The following is a 16,579-nucleotide window of genomic DNA, read 5'->3' as shown; positions in this document are numbered from 1 at the left end:
CCGCCCCTCATCCCCCGCGCAAGAACGACGCCGCTACGCGGCTTCGTGCGCGGGTCCCCCTTCTCCCAGCGGGAGAAGGATCACCCTTGCGCCAGTATCGCCTCGATCCCCTCGCGGTAGCTGGCGAAGGCCGGCCGCCAGCCCAGCTCGGCCTTGGCGCGGGCGTGGAGACGCGCTTGGAGTCCAGATAGAACCGCCGCATGGTCTCGCTGACCGACGGATCGGTCCAGTCGGTCTCGGGCGGCGGCTCCAGCCCCATGCGGCGCGCAGTCCATTCCGTCACCACGTCGGCGGGCGCCGGCTCATCATCAGCCAGATTGTAGAGCCCGCCCGGGCGGGGCCGCGCCATGGAGGCGAACAGGCCCGAGGCGGCGTCGTCCACATGGATGCGGTTGAAGATCTGGCCCGGCTTGCGCACCAGCCGCGCCGTGCCCGCCCTCAGCCGGTCCACCGGCGAGCGGCCCGGACCATAGATGCCGGGCAGGCGGAAGATCTGGATCGTCAGGCCCAGGCCCGGTCCGGCCTCCAGCCACTCCCGCTCGGCCCGCACCCGCCGGGCGCCCTGGATGCTGGCGGCGTTCAGCGGATCGTCCTCGAACACCCAGCCGCCGGCACGGTCGCCATACACGGCGGTGGACGACACATAGCCGATCCAGTCGGGATAGGCGCCCGCCGCCGCCAGGGCCGGCAGCAGCACCCGCGCCCCGGGGCATCCGCGCGCATCAGGCGGAGCGGCGATGACGATGGCGTGGGCCTCCGCCGCCGAACGCGCCAGGGCTTCGGCGTCTTCCGGATCGAGCGCGGCCACGCCCTTCGCCTCAAGCGCCTGTCGCCGCTCAGCTGAACGAGAGGTCAGAACCGCCCGCGCGCCCTCGGTTTCCGCGCGCCGCGCGATGGCCTCCCCCAGATAGCCGCCGCCGAAGACAAGGACCGTGCGTGACAAGGCGGATCAGCTCGCCTGGCGCGTCTCGAGCCGGGTGACCCTGGCCCCCGTCTGATCGCGCGCCGCCTGTTCGCGCGCGGCGTTCCAGTGTGACACGCACGGCACCTTGGACAGGTCGGCCCGGTCGGCGTAGCGGCGGGCGACATCGGTGACTTCGTCCAGCAGACCCTGGGCCAGGGTGATGGGCTTCAGCCCCAGGTCGCGGAACTGATCGTTGGCCACCACCAGCTCGTTCTCGTCCGCCTCCTGGCGCGGGTTCGGCACATTGGCGATCTCGGCGCCGGTCATCTCGGCGATCATGCGGGCCAGGTCGCGCACCCGGTGACTCTCGGTCATCTGGTTCAGGATCTTGACCCGCTCGCCCTGTTTCGGCGCGTTCTTCAGGGCCAGCTCGATGCAGCGCACCGTGTCCTGGATGTGGATGAAGGCCCGGGTCTGGCCGCCCGAACCGTGCACCGTCAGGGGATGGTCCACCGCCGCCTGCATCAGGAAGCGATTCAGCACCGTGCCGTAGTCGCCGTCATAGTCGAAGCGGTTGATCAGGCGCTCGTCCTGGCGGGTCTCCTCGGTCTGGGTGCCCCAGACGATGCCCTGGTGCAGGTCGGTGATCCGCACCCCGTCGTTCTTGGCGTAGAACTGGAACAGCAGGGCGTCCTGGGTCTTGGTCATGTGATAGATCGAGCCGGGTTCGGCGGGAACAGGATCTCCTGCTCCACCGGGCCGCGGTCGGTCTCGACCGTCACGGTCAGATAGCCTTCCGGAATGGTCAGCCCGGCGGTGGCGTAGCCATAGACCCCCATGGTCCCCAGGTGCGCCAGATGGATGTCCAGCCCGCTCTCCACCATGGCCGCCAGCACATGGTTGGTGGCGTTCAGATTGTTGTCGACGGTGTAGAGCTTGTGCCGCGCCGACTTCATGGAATAGGGCGCGGCGCGCTGTTCGGCGAAGTGGACGATGGCGTCGGGCTTCTCGTCCTTGAGCAGGGCGACGAAGCGGTCGAATTCCTTGCCCAGGGTCAGGTTCTGGAAGCCGATCTCGCGGCCGGAGATTTCCTTCCACGCGGCGATGCGCTCGCCGATGGGCCGGATCGGGGTCAGGGACGACACCTCCAGCTCATTGTCGATGTTCCGGCGTGACAGGTTGTCCACCACCGTCACGTCCCAGCCCCGCGCCGACAAATGCAGGGCGGTCGGCCAGCCGCAGAATCCATCGCCGCCGAGAACAAGTACGCGCATCCGAGACACTTCCCTTGTGGTTGCTGCCGTCTGCCTACCCCATGCGCTTCCCTCTAGGAAGCGTCGGGACAGGCCCGCATCATAGACCGTCATGTGGCCACAACGGGTCAGGCGCGCATTTTGTCGATCATTGTCGCGGGAGCGGCGGGATTCGTGGACGGGTCTCGGAATTTTGAGGCGGCCCGCGACTGACACGCGGCCCTCGCGGCGTTAGACAGGGACCATGAACGCCCATGACCCCAATCTCGACGGCCTGGCCCAGCTTCATTACGGCGACGGCGACTATGTGGTGCTCAAGCCCGGGCGCTTCGTCGTCTGCGCCGTGACGGCCCGCCAGATCCCGCTGGACGCCCTGCGCTACTGGAGCATCGACCTTCAGGAGCCCTATGTGGGTCCGGCCGAGCTGATGGAACGGGCGGTGGCGGCATGATCGCCGCCCGCCGATCCTTCCTGCTGGGCGCCGGCGCCCTGGGCCTGGCCGGACCCGCCTGGTCCCGCGAGGGCCTGGCCCTGGACGGGCGGTTCGTCCAGGGCGGCTTCGCCATGGGCCGCACCTGGCCGCGCGCCATCGTCTTCGTGGACGGCGAGGCCCTGACCACCGCCTCGGCGGCGGGCCTGTTCATCGTCGGCTTCGATCGCGACGCGGCCGCATCGGCCCGGATCGAGGTGCTGTCCGGCGTCCGGCGCGAGAGCCGCGACGTGACCATCGCCCCCGGCGATTTCGCCATCACCCGCATCGACGGCCTCCCGCCCCAGACCGTGACTCCCACCGCGCCCGAGGTCCTGGCCCGCATCCAGCGCGAGGCGGCGCTCAAGACCGAGGCTTCGCCAGCCGCGCGGACGCCGATCATTTCAACGGCGGCTTCATCCGTCCGCTGGAGACCTGGCGGGTCACCAGCCGCTGGGGCGCCCAGCGCGTCCTCAACGGCACGCCCGCCCGGCCCCACTACGGCATCGACCTGGGCGCGCCGACCGGCACAGTGATCCGCGCCCCCGCCGACGGCCTGGTCACCCTGGCCGAGCCGGACCTGCACTTCGAGGGCGGCCTGACCCTGATCGATCACGGCCAGGGCCTGATCTCGGCCTATCTGCACCAGTCGCGGCTGGACGTGCGTCCCGGCGAGCGGGTGGTTCAGGGCCAGGCCATCGGCCGGGTCGGCGCCAGCGGCCGGGCCACCGGCCCGCACCTGTGCTGGCGTCTGAAATGGCGCGACCGCAACCTTGATCCGAGCCTGCTGGTCGGCGCGGAGGCCCCGCCGCCAGCCTGACAGCGCCGCGACCGGTCATGGTAGCGCTTCCATGATCAAGTTACGCATTCCTGGGGATTTTCTCCCCTCGCGTTTGTGCCTAACTTGCGCGAATCGGCGGGGAGCCGGTGACAGAGGGACACCCCGCGATGGCGGCGATGGAAGCGCTTGAGATTCTGCTGGTGGACGACAACCAGCACATGCGCACGATTGCGGGAGCCATTCTGAAGTCCGCGGGCATCCGTCACATCCACGAGGTGGACGACGGCGCCGAGGCCCTGAAGGTGCTGAATCACCTGCCCATCGACCTGGCCATCGTCGACTTCAACATGTTCCCGCTGGACGGTGTGGAGTTCACCCGCATGGTCCGCAACAGCGCCGACAGCGCCAATCCCTATCTGCCGATCATCATGATGACCGGCCATTCCGAGCGCACGCGGGTGCAGGAGGCGCGCGACGCCGGCGTCACCGAGTTCGTGGTCAAGCCGGTCACCCCCAAGGCGATGCTGGACCGGATTCACGCCGTGATCTTCCACCCCCGCCCCTTCGTGAAGGCGGACGACTATTTCGGCCCCTGCCGCCGCAGGAAGACGCCCGTCGGCTACGCCGGGCCCTTCCGCCGCTCCACCGACGTGGGTTCGGCCTCCAACGTCGCATAGACGTCCTCGGGCCAGCGCTTGTGGGTCCAGAACCATTCTTCCGGCCGCGACCGCACCTGATCCTCGATGAAGCGGGTGATGGCCTGGGTCGCCTCCTCCACGGCCCTGGCCTTGTCGGCGGGGGACGTGGCCGGACGCACCCGCATCTCGGGATGGAAGGTCACCGTCAGGCGGGCCGGGCCTGACCGCTCCACAGTCACAGGAATGATCGGCGCGTCGAACCGCTGGGCCAGGCGGCTGGGGCCCGTGGCGGTGTTCACCGGATGGCCGAAGAAGGCGACCGCCGGCCCCTCGCGGAATTTCTGATCGTTCAGCAGGGCCACCGACTCCCCGCGCTTCATCCCGTCCAGCAGTTCGCGCGCCCCGTCCCCGCCCTTGGCCGCCATCAGCTCCACGCCGTAGCGGGCGCGGCCGTCGATGATCATGCGGTCCACATAGGGGTTGTTGCCCGCCCGATAGGTGATCTGGGTCTTCAGCCCGGTGGAGACGATGGCCGCGGCCATGGCCTCCCAGTTGGAGAAATGGCCCGATACCAGCACCGCCGCCCGGCCGCTGTCGCGGACGGCGTGCAGCCGCTCGGCCCCCACCACTGTCACCCGCCCCGTCGCCGGGGTGATGCGGTCCATGAGCGGAAACTCGGCGAAGGTGCGGCCCGTGCTTTCCCACTGGGCGCGGGACAGGGCGCGGCGCCCGGCCTCGTCCATGTCCGGGAAGGCCAGGCGCAGGTTTCTCTGCACCGTCTTCTCGGTGCTGGTCAGAGGGCCGATCCGCGCCAGCAGCCAGGCGCCGAAGTTGGACGCCGTCTCCACCGGCAGGGCCCGCATCAGGCCGGAATAGGCCGTGAAGGCCGCCGCCTGGGCCAGCCAGCCCAGGCGTTTTCCGGGCGACGGATTGTCGTCCCGGCCGTGAACCGCGCGCCTACCAGGCAATGGTGACCCCGCCGTCGATCACCAGGGTCTGGCCGGTCATGTAGGCGGAGGCGGGCGCCGCCAGATAGACCGCCGCCCCGGCGATCTCGTCCGGCTGGCCGATGCGCTTCAGGGGCGCGGGCTCGGTGACGGTCTTCAGCAGCTCCGGGTTCTCCCACAGGTATTTGGCGAAATCGGTCTGGACCAGGCCCGGGGCGATGCAGTTCACCCGCACGTTGGAGGGCCCCCACTCCACCGCCAGATTGCGCGCCATCTGCATGTCGGCGGCCTTGGACACGTTGTAGGCGCCGATCAGGGCGTTGCCCCTCAGGCCGCCGATGGACGACAGCAGGATGATCGAGCCGTCCTTGCGCTCCAGCATCTGCGGCGCGACCATCTGGATCAGCCAGTGGTTGGAGATGACGTTGTTCTGGAGAATCTTCTCGAACTGCTCGTCCGAGATCCCCGCCATGGGCCCGGCGTAGGGATTGGTGGCGGCGTTGCACACCAGGATGTCGATCTGGCCGAAGGCGGCGTTGGTCTCGTCCACCAGACGCTGCAGGTCCTCCTTCGACGCGATGTTGGCCGGAACGGCGATGGCGCGGCCCTCGCCGTGCTTCGCATTGATGGCCTGGGCGACCTCGTCGCAAGGCCCGGCCTTGCGCGACGAGATGACGACATTGGCGCCGTGATCGGCCATCTGCTCGGCGATGGCCTTGCCTATGCCCTTGGAAGACCCGGTGATGACGGCGGTTTTCCCCGACAAATCGAACAGTTTCATGCGTTAACCTTCTTGTTCCCCTATACGGCACTAGCCGCGGACCCCTGATACCCCGATACTCGGGCGATTCCATCCGGGAAGGCGGCGATCCATCCCATGCGCAAGATCACATCCGGGCTGCTCCTTGCATCCTATCTGTTCCTGGCCCTGACGGTCTCGGCGCTCATCTGGCGCGCGGGCTTCGGGCTGGGCAATGCGACGGCGGCCTTCTTCGGGGCGCTGGGCGTCGGCATGGCCCTGCACGCCCTGGTGACCGGTTCGCTGGACCGCCGCGCCATCCGCCGCGAGGTGGAGGCCGTGCGTCAGGCCCACCGCCTGCTGGCCGACGCCATGGAGAACACCCAGAACGCCCTCAGCGAACTGGCCCAGGCCATCGAGACCGGCGCCCTGTCGCGCACCGAGGAGCTGACCACCGAGGTGCGCATGCTGGAAAGCCTGGTCACCCAGATCAGCGAAGGCCTTGAGGCCAAGCTGGCCGCCGCGCCCGCCCATCCGCCCGGCAGCCTCGAAGCGCGCCTTTATCAGCAGCAGGCGCCCTGCTGCGCACGGTCCAGGACGCCCTGGCCGACAACCGGGTGGACCTGTACCTGCAGCCGGTGGTCACCCTGCCCCAGCGGCGCACCACCTTCTATGAGAGCTTCACCCGCCTGCGCGACGGCACCGGTCGGGTGCTGATGCCCGCCGAATATCTGTCGGTGGCCGAGGGCGAGGGTCTGGTCCCCGCCATCGACAACCTGCTGCTGTTCCGCTGCGCCCAGATCGTGCGGCGGCTGGCGACGCAGGACCGCAAGGTGGGCGTGTTCTGCAACGTCTCCCTGACCTCGCTGGGCGACGAGACCTTCTTCCCCAAATTCCTCGAGTTCCTCAGCGAGAACCGCGACCTGAAGGACGCCCTGATCTTCGAGCTGGGCCAGGCGGTGTTCGACGCCCGCGGCGCGGTCGAGGCCCGCAACATGGCCAAGCTGGCCGACCTGGGCTTCCGCTTCTCCATCGACAAGGTCCAGACCCTGGATCTGGACTTCACCGATCTGCAGCGCTCCGACGTCAAGTTCGTCAAGATCTCCGCCGACCTGCTGATCGAACAGCTGCTGGACCAGGACGCGGGTGCGGCCCTGCCGTCCCTGCGCGACATCCAGGCCGCCGACTTCGCCGGTCTGGTGCGCCGCTACGGCATGGAGGTCATCGCCGAAAAGGTGGAGACCGAGCGTCAGGTGGTGGACGTGCTGGAGCTGGACATCGCCATGGGCCAGGGCCACCTGTTCGGCGAGCCCCGCGCCATCAAGGAAGCCGTGCTGGCCGAATCGGACGCCCCTTCAGACTTCGTCCGCGACACCCTGCAAAGCGCCGAACGCCGCCGCCGCTTCGCCTGAGGCGTGGGCTCCTGAAATCACCGATCCCACGGGTCCGCTTGCAAGCTTAAGGTCACAGTGTGCTCGCGGTAGGCGGAAATGGTCGTCACATTGCTGCGCAGGATGATGAACAACATCAGCAGCATCAGCAGCATCAGGAGCGCACAAACTCGAGGAGCGGTGCGATGTCATGCGCGTCGGCCGCGCGAAGCGCGGCGACATAGCGTCTGCGGGTTTCGCCCGCATGGACGAGGTTCTCGCCGCCCCAGGTGAAGCGGGGGCGGCCGAGCGACACGAGCAACAGGTCTGTCGCCATACGCGCGAAGCGCCCGTTGCCGTTCGGGAAGGGGTGAATCCAAGTCAGTTTGTGGTGGAAGCGCGCGGCGATTTCGTCAGGCGAAAAGGTCTGGTGGGCGATCCAGAATTGGACGTTGTCGATAAGGCCGCGAAGTTCAGGCTCGACCATGAAGAAGGCGACGCCGATGCGCCGGCCTTGCTGGCGCGTCCACTCGCCTGCCCATCGCCAGACCTTGCCGTACATGCGCTTGTGAAGCGCCCGCATGAAGTCGATGTCGAGGATGCCGCGCTTCTTGCGAAACGCCCAGCCGTCGGCTGCGGCGATGTTGAGGTGTTCTGCCTCGTTCAGTTGGGCGCGGGTCGTGATGTAGGTCGGTATCAGACCGTCCTGCTCATCGGGCGTTAGCGGCGTCGCGGCGTCATCCTGTCCACCGAAAAGGTCATCGTCATCGCTCATGCGTCATCCCAGAGACGACGCATGTCGTTGCGCAGGATGTCGTCGACCAAGCGCTCGCGCTCGAGCGCTAGGTCGTCGGGCGTCATGGCCTGATCCTCGAGGCGCATCGTGTGATGGACGCGGCCAAGTCTGCGGTCTGCGACCTGGCGGGCCCGTTCGCGCACGGTGTCTTCCAGGGGACGGTTGGGCACGAGCGCGTAGACGAGCGTGCAATCAAGTGCGCCGGCGGCCTTGCGCAGCGTCGCCAGGGTAATGGCGTCATCGGCCTCGTTTTGTTCAAAGCGGGTGTAGGTCGATTGGGCGATGCCCATGCGCATCGCCGCCTGCCGCGAACTCATGCCGAGAGCATCGCGGATGGCCCGTATCCACCCGTGCGGCGGCCGCCGGTCACGTTTCAGTGTACGCCAGCCTTTTAGCTGACGGTCCAGGTGTTTGCGTGCGAGGGCTCGCTGGTCCATTTGATGCGCCATAAGCTATCACTTTATAGATATATGATCGTTTATATTGCATCAAACGTCAAGATAATGATGCGCTAAAGCACATCACATATTTATATTATGATCGCCTAAAATGCATCAAATAAATAGATTTCAATAGTCCAAAAGCTATCGGAAACGACCGCCCGGGCGGGACGGCAACGGTGCTCGGGAACGGGCGGGAGACTGGCTACCCGCAAACGCCTCTTTCGACCGCGCCTCGGTCAATGACCGCAAGCGCGAGATGGCCGCCCGGCCCGACTCCTGCTGTTTAAGATCGCGGAACATCGCTAACGCGGCCAAGCCATCTCTCTCCCTATGCGCTTCGCGCAGTTGACGCCTTGCGTCGGCCATGGCCTCCGCTTTGCGATGCACGTCGTCGCGCATCGCTTTGAGCGCCTTGCGGCGCAGCGCGCGGCCAAGCCGGCTGCTCGCCCTCTGGCTGGTGACTTTTGGATGCCCGCTTCCCACCGTAGCGGGGTTCGGGACGTCTGCTCTTCGGCAGGCGCCCCTTCCTTTTCGACCTAGAACAAATCCCCCTGATCCGCCTTCGCCGCGGGTTTCGCCTTGCGCGGAGGCGGGGGCGCGGACGCGCCGTCCACCACGGCCTGGCGGTCGCCGTCCTCGAACACCAGCCTGACCGGCTGCCCGGACTGCAGCGCCGCCGCCGACCGGACCAGCGCCCCGTCCTCGGCGTGAACCCGTGCGAAGCCGCGCTTCAGCGGTCCATCGGGGTTCAGGCTCTCGTACAGACGGCTGATGCGGCCCAGCCGGTCCGCCTCGCGCGGGATGACCCGGCCCAGCGCCCCGGCCATGCGGGCGTCCAGACTGCCCAGCCGCTCGGCCTGATGCCGGATCGGCCGCATCAGCAGGCCCGGCGTCAGGCGCGAGGCGGCGCGCACCAGCTCCCGCTCATGAATGGCCGCATTGCGGGTCAGGCCTGACGACAGCCGGCTCGAGGCATGGTCCAGCCGCTGCTGCGCCAGGGCGATCAGGTCCTCGGGCCGGGCAGGCAGTCCCCGCGCGGCGGCCCTCAGGCGCGTGCGCCGATCCTCCAGCACCCGCGAGCCGCAGCGGAACAGCCGCCGCTCCATATCCGCCACCGCCGCCTTCAGGTCCGCCAGCACCGGGGTGGCCATCTCGGCCGCCCCGGTCGGCGTCGGCGCGCGGCGGTCCGAGACGAAGTCGATCAGGGTGGTGTCGGTCTCGTGGCCCACCGCCGAGATGATCGGGATGCCCGCCTCGGCCACCGCCCGGGCCAGGGCCTCGTCATTGAAGGCCCACAGGTCCTCCACCGAGCCGCCGCCGCGCGCCACGATCACCACGTCCGGTCGCGGGATCGGCCCGCCGGGCGTCATGGCGTCAAAGCCCCGCACCGCCGCCGCCACCTGGGCCGCCGCCGCATCGCCCTGAACCACGCAGGGCCAGACGATGACCCGACAGGGCCAGCGCTCGGCGATCCGGTGCAGGATGTCGCGGATCACAGCGCCCGTCGGGCTGGTGATCACCCCCACCACCGCCGGAAACGCCGGGATGGGCCGCTTGCGCCCCGGCTCGAACAGGCCCTCGCCGTGCAGCTTCGCCTTCAGCCGCTCCAGCTGGGCCAGCAGGGCGCCCGCGCCGGCCGGCTCCATGCTGTCGATGACGATCTGGTACGAGGACCGCGCCGGATAACTGGTGATCTTGCCGGTGACGATGACTTCCAGCCCCGTCTCCGGCTGGACCTGCAGCCCCCGCACCACGCCCTTCCACACCACCCCGTCGATGGAGGACCGATCATCCTTCAGCGTCAGATAGACGTGGCCGGACGCGTGCCGGTTCACCTTGGAGATCTCGCCGCGCAGCCGCACATGGCCGAACCGCTCCTCGAGCGTCCGCTTCAGCGCGAAGCTGAGCTCGGAGATCGACAGCGGCGGGTTGTTGTCGTGGGGATCGGGGACGCCCCCGGCGGGGCCCTCAAAGACGTAGGATTCGTCGCTCATCGGGGGAGACTAACGGGGCGGGCGTGTGGGGGGAACGGGGCGTGGCGGCGAATCGGCTCCCCGCAGCATTGACGGGGGAGCGGGATCATGCCAAGTTAACTTGGCAATATGACAAGTTTGTTGTTCGTTTCGGGTCGCGTTGCGATACCGTCGATCAAGGAGAAACGCATATGCCATCGCCCACCCGATCGCGCGTCCTGGCGCTCGCCGTCATCATGGTCGTCCCGCCCATTGCGATCTTGGCCTCCATTCCGTGGCTGAGGCATCAACCCGACGGGCTGGTTTTTCTCCTGACCGGGATCGCCGCCACGCTGACGGTGCTCGCAAGCATCGCGCTCGCCGTCATCAACGATCGCCAGATCGATGAATGGCAGCGAAGCAATGCGCGGTTCTCGAGCCAATGGGGCTGGACGGTCGGCGCCGGCATGGTCGCCCTGCTTCTCGCCCTGCCTCCGGTCCGAGACCTGATCGTTTCCGGCGCCGCAGTCTGGGGCGGAACGCCGAATCCGGATTCACGCCTCGTGATTACGACCTTCACCTTCGGCTTCATGGCGGTCGTCATCACACAGGCCATATGCACAATGCTGCTGAGTCTGGGCTGGCACGTGTGGATGTCGCGGGACGCGCGCGATCCGTCGTGAAAAACAGGATCAGGGTTCTTCGTGCTGACCGCCGCTGGAGCCAGGCGGAATTGGCGACGCGGGTCGGGGTGTCGCGCAATTCGATCAACTCGATCGAGAACGGCCACTTCGATCCTTCGCTGCCCTTGGCGTTCGCCATCGCGGAGGCGTTCGGGTGCACGATCGAGGAGGTGTTCGAACGAGATCCGCCGTCCTCTTGATCGGGGGCGTGGTGCTGATCGCGGGGACGGTCGTCTCCGCCATCCTGATCTCATGCGATCCGTGACTTGACCGCCTGCGCAGTCACGGTCATGTCGCGGGCATGAAGGTACTTCTCGTCGGATCGGGCGGTCGCGAACACGCCCTGGCCTGGAAAATCCGCCAGTCGCCGCTGGTGACGTCGCTGGTCATCGCGCCGGGCAACCCGGGCATGGAGCGGCTGGGCGAGCTCGCCCCGGTCAAGGCCGACGACGCCGAGGGCCTGGCCGCCCTCGCCCGCGAGATCCGCGCCGATCTGGTGGTGGTGGGGCCCGAGATGGCCCTGGCCGCCGGGCTGGCCGACCGTCTGGCGGCGGCGGGCATCCCCTGCTTCGGCCCCACCGCCAGGGCCGCCCAGCTCGAGACCTCCAAGGCCTTCGCCAAGGACTTCCTCGAGCGCCACAACATCCCCACGGCGGGCTATGGCGTCTATGAGACCCTGGCCGAGGCCAGACAGGCCCTGGACGTCTTCAGGCCCCCCTATGTGATCAAGGCCGATGGTCTCGCCGCCGGCAAGGGCGTGGCCATCAGCCCCGACCGCCCCGACGCCGAGGCCGAGATCGAGCGCATGCTGGGCGGCCGCTTCGGCGCCGCCGGGGCCCGGGTGGTGATCGAGGAGTTCATGGACGGCGAGGAGGGCTCCCTGTTCGCCCTGTGCGACGGAACCCGCGCCGTGCTGCTGGGCGGCGCCCAGGACCACAAGCGCGCCTTCGACGGCGACCTGGGCCCCAACACCGGCGGCATGGGCGCCTATTCCCCTGCGCCCGTCTTCACACCCGAACTCGTTCAACAGGCCGATGAGCGCGTGATCCAGCCGACCATGGCGGGCATGGCGGCAGAGGGCGCGCCCTATCGCGGCGTGCTCTACGCCGGGCTGATGGCCACGGCGGACGGCCCGAAGGTGGTGGAATTCAACGCCCGTTTCGGCGATCCGGAATGCCAGGTGCTGATGATGCGTCTGGCCGGGGACATCGTGCCCCACCTGCTGGCCTGCGCCCGGGGCGACGTGTCGAAGCTGCCGCCGCTGGAGTTCCGGCCCGAGACGGTGATCTGCGTGGTCATGGCCGCCAAGGGCTATCCCGACAGCCCCCTGACCGGCTCGGTCATCCGCGGCGCGGATCAGGACTTCGGCCCGGACGTCGAGGTCTTCCACGCCGGCACCGCCCGCAACAAGGACGGCGCTCTGGTCGCCTCAGGCGGCCGGGTGCTGAACGTCTGCGCGCGCGGGGCCGATATCGCGCAAGCCCGCGAGCGCGCCTACGCCGCCATCAGCCGGATCGACTGGCCCGGCGGCTTCCACCGCTCCGACATCGGCTGGCGGGCGCTGGACCGGGACGACTAGGCCGGATTTCGCCTAGGCCAGCGCGAACAGCAGCCGGCCCTCGCCCATGCGGTCGCGCACAGCCCGAAGGTCGGCGTGCGACAGCGAGAAACAGCCGTACGACCGCCCCAGCTTGCCTTCACGCTCAAGGAATTCCGGCTCGGCGTAATCGGCGCCGTGGACGATGATGGCCCGCTCGCGCGCGGCCGAGTTGGAGTACTCCAGCCCGTCCAGCAGCACATTCGGTCCCTGCTGCGGCCCCCAGTTCGGGCCCGCCGTCACGAACGAGCCCACCGAGGACATGTGGGAATCCACCACATTGGAGAACCGCTGGGCGAAACCGGAATGGGCCGGGTCCGAGCCGCGCCCGTGGCTGGTGCGGAACGCCTGCACCCCGCCGGACTCCAGATTGACCTCGTACAGCCGCGTCTCGCCCGAGAAGCGCGTGAAATCCACCAGATACATGCGGTCCCGCGACGGGATGCGGCGGTGGTGGATGTCCAGGGCCGCCATGGCCCGGCTCATCAACTCGGGGCGCACCTGGCCGGAGGGGTCCAGCGGCGGCCGGACCTGCACGGTCTGGATGGGCCGCGGCGCCAGGTCCAGCGACGCCGGCAGCATCACCTGCTGCACCGGTGCGGCGCCTGTGGAGGCGCAGCCGGACAGCGCCATAGCCCCGCCTGCGGCGAGACCGCCCGTGATCAGTCCACGTCTGGATAGCCGCATGCGACGCCCTTGTATGCGGATTGAACCCCTTGGGCCGATTTGTTCCATACCTGTTCGCGCTCCTGCAAGCGTGAGCTTGGCGAAAAGTCCCGGACGCCTATTATGCCGCAGCCCGGATCACCTGACCGGCCATAGTGAGGGGAAAGTATGATGAAGCGGTTCCTGTGCGCCCTGGCGCTGGCGGCGACGACGGCCTTTCCGGCTCTGGCCCAGTCAGGACAAGGGACTGCGGCGTCTGAAACGGCGGTGACATACGTCCATGCGGGCCGCCTTCTGGCCGATCCCTCCACCGGCCGGGTCAGCCGCAATCAAACCGTCGTGATCGAGAACGGCCGCGTCCGCGAAATCCGCGACGGCTTCGTCGGCGAAGGAAACGTGGTCGACCTGTCCGACCGCTTCGTCCTGCCGGGCCTGATCGACAGCCATGTGCACATCACCAGCCAGCAGGGGCCCAACAGCCGCATCGAGCGCTTCACCCGCAGCGCGGCGGACTCCGCCATGCAGGGCGCCGCCTACGCCCGCATCACCCTGGAGGCCGGCTTCACCACCGTGGCCGATCTGGGCGGCATGAGCGAGGCGGTGGTGGCCCTGCGCAACGGCATCGCCGCCGGGCACATCCCCGGCCCGCGCCTGCTGGTCTCGGCCGGCGGGGTCACGCCCCACGGCGGCCACGGCGACGTCAACGGGGTGCGCGAGGATCTGGTGCCGCATCTGCGCTCGGGCGGGGTCTGCTCCGGCGCCGACGACTGCCGCCGGGCCGTGCGGGAACGGGTGCTGGCGGGCGCCGACATCATCAAGATCACCGCCACGGGCGGGGTGCTGTCCGACACCGCCGCAGGTCTGGGCCAGCAGTTCTCCAACGCGGAGCTGGAGGCCATCGTGGAGACCGCCCACTTCATGGGCCGCACCGTCACCGCCCACGCCCACGGGACCGACGGCATCAACAGCTTCCTGGCGGCGGGCGGCGACTCCATCGAGCACGGCACCTATCTGGACGCCGACTCCATCCGCATGATGCGCGCCAACGGCGCCTGGCTGGTGCCCACCCTGCTGGCGGGTGACTTCGTGGCCCGCGTCGCCTCGGGGCCGGACAATTTCCTCACCCCCAACCAGACCGCCAAGGCGCTCCAGGCCGGGCCCCTGATGCTGGACATGGCCCGCCGCGCCCACGAGGGCGGGGTGCGCATCGCCTTCGGCACCGATTCCGGCGTCTCGGCCCATGGCGACAACGCCCGGGAGTTCGCCCTGCTGGTGCGCGCGGGCCTGACGCCGCTGGAGGCCATCCAGACCGCCACCGTCAACGCCGCCGAACACTTCCGCCTGCAGGACCAGATCGGCCGCCTCGCCCCCGGCATGGCGGCGGACCTGATCGCGGTGGCGGGCGACCCCCTGAGCGACGTCACCGAACTGGAGCGTGTGGCCTTCGTCATGAAGGGCGGCGTGACCTATCTGGACTGATCAGACCCCGAAAATCCACCAGATGGCGGCGCAGGTTGCGGCGCGACGATGATCATCATGGGCACGCCGATCTTCAGGAAGTCGGTGAAGCGGTAGTCCCCCGCCGCATAGACCAGGGTGTTGGTCTGATAGCCGATGGGCGTGGCGAAGCTGGCCGAGGCGGCGAACATCACCGCCACCAGCAGCGGCCGGGCGTCGATGCCCATCTGCTCGGCCAGGCCGATGGCGATGGGGGTCATGATCACGGCCACGGCGTTGTTGGTCACCATTTCGGTCAGGATGGTGGTCAGGAAATACAGGCAGATCAGCACCACCAGCGGCGAGGCGTCCACCAGCAGGGGCGTGGCCCAGCCCACGATCAGGCCCACACTGCCGGCGTTCTGCAGGCCGATGCCGATGGCCAGCATGGCGAAGATCAGCACCAGCACGTCCCCGTCGATGGCGCCCCAGGCGTCCTCCGGGTCGATGCAGCGGGTCACCAGGATCACCGCCACGGCGATGATGGCGGCCCCGGCGATGGGGATGATCCCCAGGGCCGCGGCCAGCACCGTCCCGGCCAGCGCCGCGATGGCGATGGGCGCCTTGGCCCGGCGGAACGGCTGCTTCTGTGTCTCGCCGACCCCGATCAGGGTGCGGTTCTCGCGCAGGTCCGGCATGGTCTCGGGCGGCGCCGCGATCAGCAGGGTGTCCGCCGCCCGCACGCGGGCGCCGCTCAGGTCGGGGCCGGGCAGGTGGTGCGGCCGCGACACCCCCAGAACCCGCAGCTTCAACCGTGACAGCAGCGGAATTTCCGAAAGACGCCGGCCGATGCCCGGATGGGTGGGGGCGATGGTGGCCTCGATAAAGGTGATCTCGTCGTCCTCAACGTCGGGATTCTCCTCCCCCTCCTTGCGCGTCAAAACGATGCCGCCGGTGCGTCCGTTCATGCCGACGGTGAAGCCGGGCGCCCGGGCCAGGGCCTGGATTTCATGGGCCGGCGCCGACAGCAGGATGCGGTCGCCCTGGAGCAGGGCCTGCTCGTCCAGATCCTTGCGCAGGATGCGGCCGTCCCGCTTCAGGCCCACCACCTTGGTCTCGGACCGCTTCAGCAGTTTGATCTCGCCCAGCTTGCGGCCGATGCGGTCGCTGCCGTCGCGCACCAGAAGCTCGGTCAGGAAAATGTGCGCGTCCGCCTCGCCATCGTCGGTGTCGTCCCGCTTCGGCAGCAGGAACGGCCCCAGCACCGCCAGGGTCAACACCCCGCTCAGCACCGTGACCAGACCCACGCCCGTGATCTCGAAGATGCCGAAGGGCTCCATGCCCATGTCGCGCGCGACGCCGTCCACCAGCAGATTGGTGGAGGTGCCGATCAGGGTCAGGGTTCCTGACATGATCGACAGATAGGACAACGGAATCAGCAGGCGGGTGGAGGCCACCGACAAGGCCTTGGCCAGCTTCTTGATCACCGGGATGAGGATGATCACCACCGGGGTGTTGTTCATGAAGGCGGGCGCGGTCAGGGCCCCGCCGAACACCCCCGCCGCCGTCAGGCGCGGCCGCTCCTGCGCGCTGCGGGTCACCAGCCCGAGTACGGCCTCGATGGCTCCGGTCCGCACCAGGGCCCCGGACAGGATGAACATGGCGGCGATGGTCACCGGCGCCGGATTGGCCAGCACAGACAGGGCTGACGTCAGCGGCAGGAAGCCCGCCAGCATCATGACCGCCACCCCGCCCACGGCGATCACCGTCGGCGGCAGCCGCTCGCTGATGAAGGCCGCGAACAGCCCGACCAGGAACGCCAGGCCGATATAGGCGCTGTACGTGTCGATGAAGGTGGTGATGACGTCCAAGGCTGCCCCTCTCGCCGGAAGGCCCCCGGCTTC

General features: G+C 68.6%; 20 protein-coding genes. 10 read left to right on the top strand and 10 right to left on the bottom strand.

The features are described 5' to 3' along the window. Window positions 1–7: 7 nt before the first annotated feature. The 3 genes from MBEBAB_RS08000 to MBEBAB_RS18020 are packed head-to-tail and all read right to left on the bottom strand — an operon-like array spanning window position 8 to window position 2,178. A complete protein-coding gene (locus MBEBAB_RS08000; RefSeq protein WP_021697455.1) occupies window positions 8–943 on the bottom strand; it encodes an NAD-dependent epimerase/dehydratase family protein in 936 nt (311 codons plus the stop codon). A 6-nt stretch (window positions 944–949) separates the two neighbouring features. Then, complete coding sequence (locus MBEBAB_RS18025; protein ID WP_277905846.1) at window positions 950–1,612, bottom strand: NAD-dependent epimerase/dehydratase family protein; 663 nt, start codon at window positions 1,610–1,612, stop codon at window positions 950–952. Continuing rightward, window positions 1,609–2,178, bottom strand: coding sequence for an NAD-dependent epimerase/dehydratase family protein (locus MBEBAB_RS18020; protein WP_277905845.1), 570 nt, complete (start codon window positions 2,176–2,178; stop codon window positions 1,609–1,611). The genes MBEBAB_RS18025 and MBEBAB_RS18020 overlap by 4 nt, the downstream gene beginning before the upstream one ends. Before the next feature lie 223 nt (window positions 2,179–2,401). Here MBEBAB_RS18020 and MBEBAB_RS07990 point away from each other — a divergent pair, with 223 nt between their 5' ends. From MBEBAB_RS07990 to MBEBAB_RS07980, 4 genes are all read left to right on the top strand, one after another. Continuing rightward, window positions 2,402–2,608 carry a DUF2093 domain-containing protein gene (locus tag MBEBAB_RS07990; RefSeq protein ID WP_021697453.1) on the top strand — a complete coding sequence of 69 codons (207 nt, stop codon included), beginning with the start codon at window positions 2,402–2,404 and terminating at the stop codon, window positions 2,606–2,608. Further along, a complete protein-coding gene (locus tag MBEBAB_RS07985) occupies window positions 2,605–3,162 on the top strand; it encodes a hypothetical protein (RefSeq protein WP_306302011.1) in 558 nt (185 codons plus the stop codon). Before MBEBAB_RS07990 ends, MBEBAB_RS07985 begins: the two co-directional genes overlap by 4 nt. After that, window positions 3,159–3,446: a M23 family metallopeptidase gene (locus MBEBAB_RS18350; protein ID WP_306302010.1), complete on the top strand. Its 288-nt coding sequence runs from the start codon at window positions 3,159–3,161 to the stop codon at window positions 3,444–3,446. The genes MBEBAB_RS07985 and MBEBAB_RS18350 overlap by 4 nt, the downstream gene beginning before the upstream one ends. 128 nt (window positions 3,447–3,574) lie before the next feature. Next, complete coding sequence (locus tag MBEBAB_RS07980; protein ID WP_045319050.1) at window positions 3,575–4,084, top strand: response regulator; 510 nt, start codon at window positions 3,575–3,577, stop codon at window positions 4,082–4,084. On the opposite strand, the gene MBEBAB_RS07975 is transcribed toward MBEBAB_RS07980, so the two are convergent. Then, entirely contained in the window at window positions 4,027–5,013 is a 987-nt protein-coding gene (locus MBEBAB_RS07975; protein WP_021697450.1) for a lysophospholipid acyltransferase family protein, read from the bottom strand. The genes MBEBAB_RS07980 and MBEBAB_RS07975 overlap by 58 nt on opposite strands. Further along, window positions 5,003–5,773: an SDR family NAD(P)-dependent oxidoreductase gene (locus tag MBEBAB_RS07970; RefSeq protein WP_021697449.1), complete on the bottom strand. Its 771-nt coding sequence runs from the start codon at window positions 5,771–5,773 to the stop codon at window positions 5,003–5,005. The genes MBEBAB_RS07975 and MBEBAB_RS07970 overlap by 11 nt, the downstream gene beginning before the upstream one ends. A gap of 96 nt (window positions 5,774–5,869) precedes the next feature. Here MBEBAB_RS07970 and MBEBAB_RS18345 point away from each other — a divergent pair, with 96 nt between their 5' ends. Continuing rightward, window positions 5,870–6,448 (top strand): hypothetical protein, encoded by a 579-nt coding sequence (locus MBEBAB_RS18345; RefSeq protein WP_306302009.1) that lies wholly within the window; start codon window positions 5,870–5,872, stop codon window positions 6,446–6,448. Beyond that, the gene (locus MBEBAB_RS18340) at window positions 6,349–7,143 is read left to right on the top strand and encodes an EAL domain-containing protein (RefSeq protein ID WP_306302008.1); all 795 of its coding nucleotides are present in this window, start codon (window positions 6,349–6,351) and stop codon (window positions 7,141–7,143) included. The genes MBEBAB_RS18345 and MBEBAB_RS18340 overlap by 100 nt, the downstream gene beginning before the upstream one ends. 133 nt (window positions 7,144–7,276) lie before the next feature. Here MBEBAB_RS18340 and MBEBAB_RS07960 read toward each other — a convergent pair whose 3' ends face one another. The 3 genes from MBEBAB_RS07960 to xseA all read right to left on the bottom strand — a co-directional run bounded on the left by MBEBAB_RS07960 (window position 7,277) and on the right by xseA (window position 10,334). Next, on the bottom strand, window positions 7,277–7,876 hold the full coding sequence (locus MBEBAB_RS07960) for a mobile mystery protein B (protein ID WP_021697446.1): 600 nt from the start codon (window positions 7,874–7,876) through the stop codon (window positions 7,277–7,279). Then, entirely contained in the window at window positions 7,873–8,334 is a 462-nt protein-coding gene (locus MBEBAB_RS07955) for a mobile mystery protein A (RefSeq protein WP_045319055.1), read from the bottom strand. The genes MBEBAB_RS07960 and MBEBAB_RS07955 overlap by 4 nt, the downstream gene beginning before the upstream one ends. Window positions 8,335–8,876: 542 nt before the next feature. Then, the gene (gene xseA / locus MBEBAB_RS07950) at window positions 8,877–10,334 is read right to left on the bottom strand and encodes an exodeoxyribonuclease VII large subunit (protein WP_021697444.1); all 1,458 of its coding nucleotides are present in this window, start codon (window positions 10,332–10,334) and stop codon (window positions 8,877–8,879) included. Window positions 10,335–10,504: 170 nt separating this feature from the next. Here xseA and MBEBAB_RS07945 point away from each other — a divergent pair, with 170 nt between their 5' ends. The 3 genes from MBEBAB_RS07945 (at window position 10,505) to purD (ending at window position 12,554) form a co-directional block, all read left to right on the top strand. After that, entirely contained in the window at window positions 10,505–10,975 is a 471-nt protein-coding gene (locus tag MBEBAB_RS07945; protein WP_021697443.1) for a hypothetical protein, read from the top strand. Further along, on the top strand, window positions 10,972–11,175 hold the full coding sequence (locus tag MBEBAB_RS07940; RefSeq protein WP_045319049.1) for a helix-turn-helix transcriptional regulator: 204 nt from the start codon (window positions 10,972–10,974) through the stop codon (window positions 11,173–11,175). Before MBEBAB_RS07945 ends, MBEBAB_RS07940 begins: the two co-directional genes overlap by 4 nt. Window positions 11,176–11,276: 101 nt before the next feature. Then, entirely contained in the window at window positions 11,277–12,554 is a 1,278-nt protein-coding gene (gene purD, locus MBEBAB_RS07935; protein WP_021697441.1) for a phosphoribosylamine--glycine ligase, read from the top strand. A gap of 12 nt (window positions 12,555–12,566) precedes the next feature. Here the strand turns inward: purD and MBEBAB_RS07930 are convergent, their stop codons facing one another. Beyond that, window positions 12,567–13,205, bottom strand: a complete 639-nt coding sequence (locus MBEBAB_RS07930) for a murein L,D-transpeptidase catalytic domain-containing protein (protein ID WP_021697440.1) — start codon at window positions 13,203–13,205, stop codon at window positions 12,567–12,569. Between the two features lie 201 nt (window positions 13,206–13,406). Here MBEBAB_RS07930 and MBEBAB_RS07925 point away from each other — a divergent pair, with 201 nt between their 5' ends. Next, complete coding sequence (locus MBEBAB_RS07925) at window positions 13,407–14,717, top strand: metal-dependent hydrolase family protein (RefSeq protein ID WP_148291472.1); 1,311 nt, start codon at window positions 13,407–13,409, stop codon at window positions 14,715–14,717. Here MBEBAB_RS07925 and MBEBAB_RS07920 read toward each other — a convergent pair. Continuing rightward, window positions 14,705–16,546 (bottom strand): SLC13 family permease, encoded by a 1,842-nt coding sequence (locus tag MBEBAB_RS07920; protein WP_021697438.1) that lies wholly within the window; start codon window positions 16,544–16,546, stop codon window positions 14,705–14,707. The two genes, MBEBAB_RS07925 and MBEBAB_RS07920, sit on opposite strands and share 13 nt — an antisense overlap. Window positions 16,547–16,579 lie beyond the last annotated feature (33 nt).

Origin of the sequence: Brevundimonas abyssalis TAR-001, from assembly GCF_000466985.1 — a bacterium.
GTDB lineage: Bacteria > Pseudomonadota > Alphaproteobacteria > Caulobacterales > Caulobacteraceae > Brevundimonas > Brevundimonas abyssalis.
Note: the sequence above shows the minus strand (reverse complement) of the source record. Positions and strands in the feature narration are given on the sequence as shown.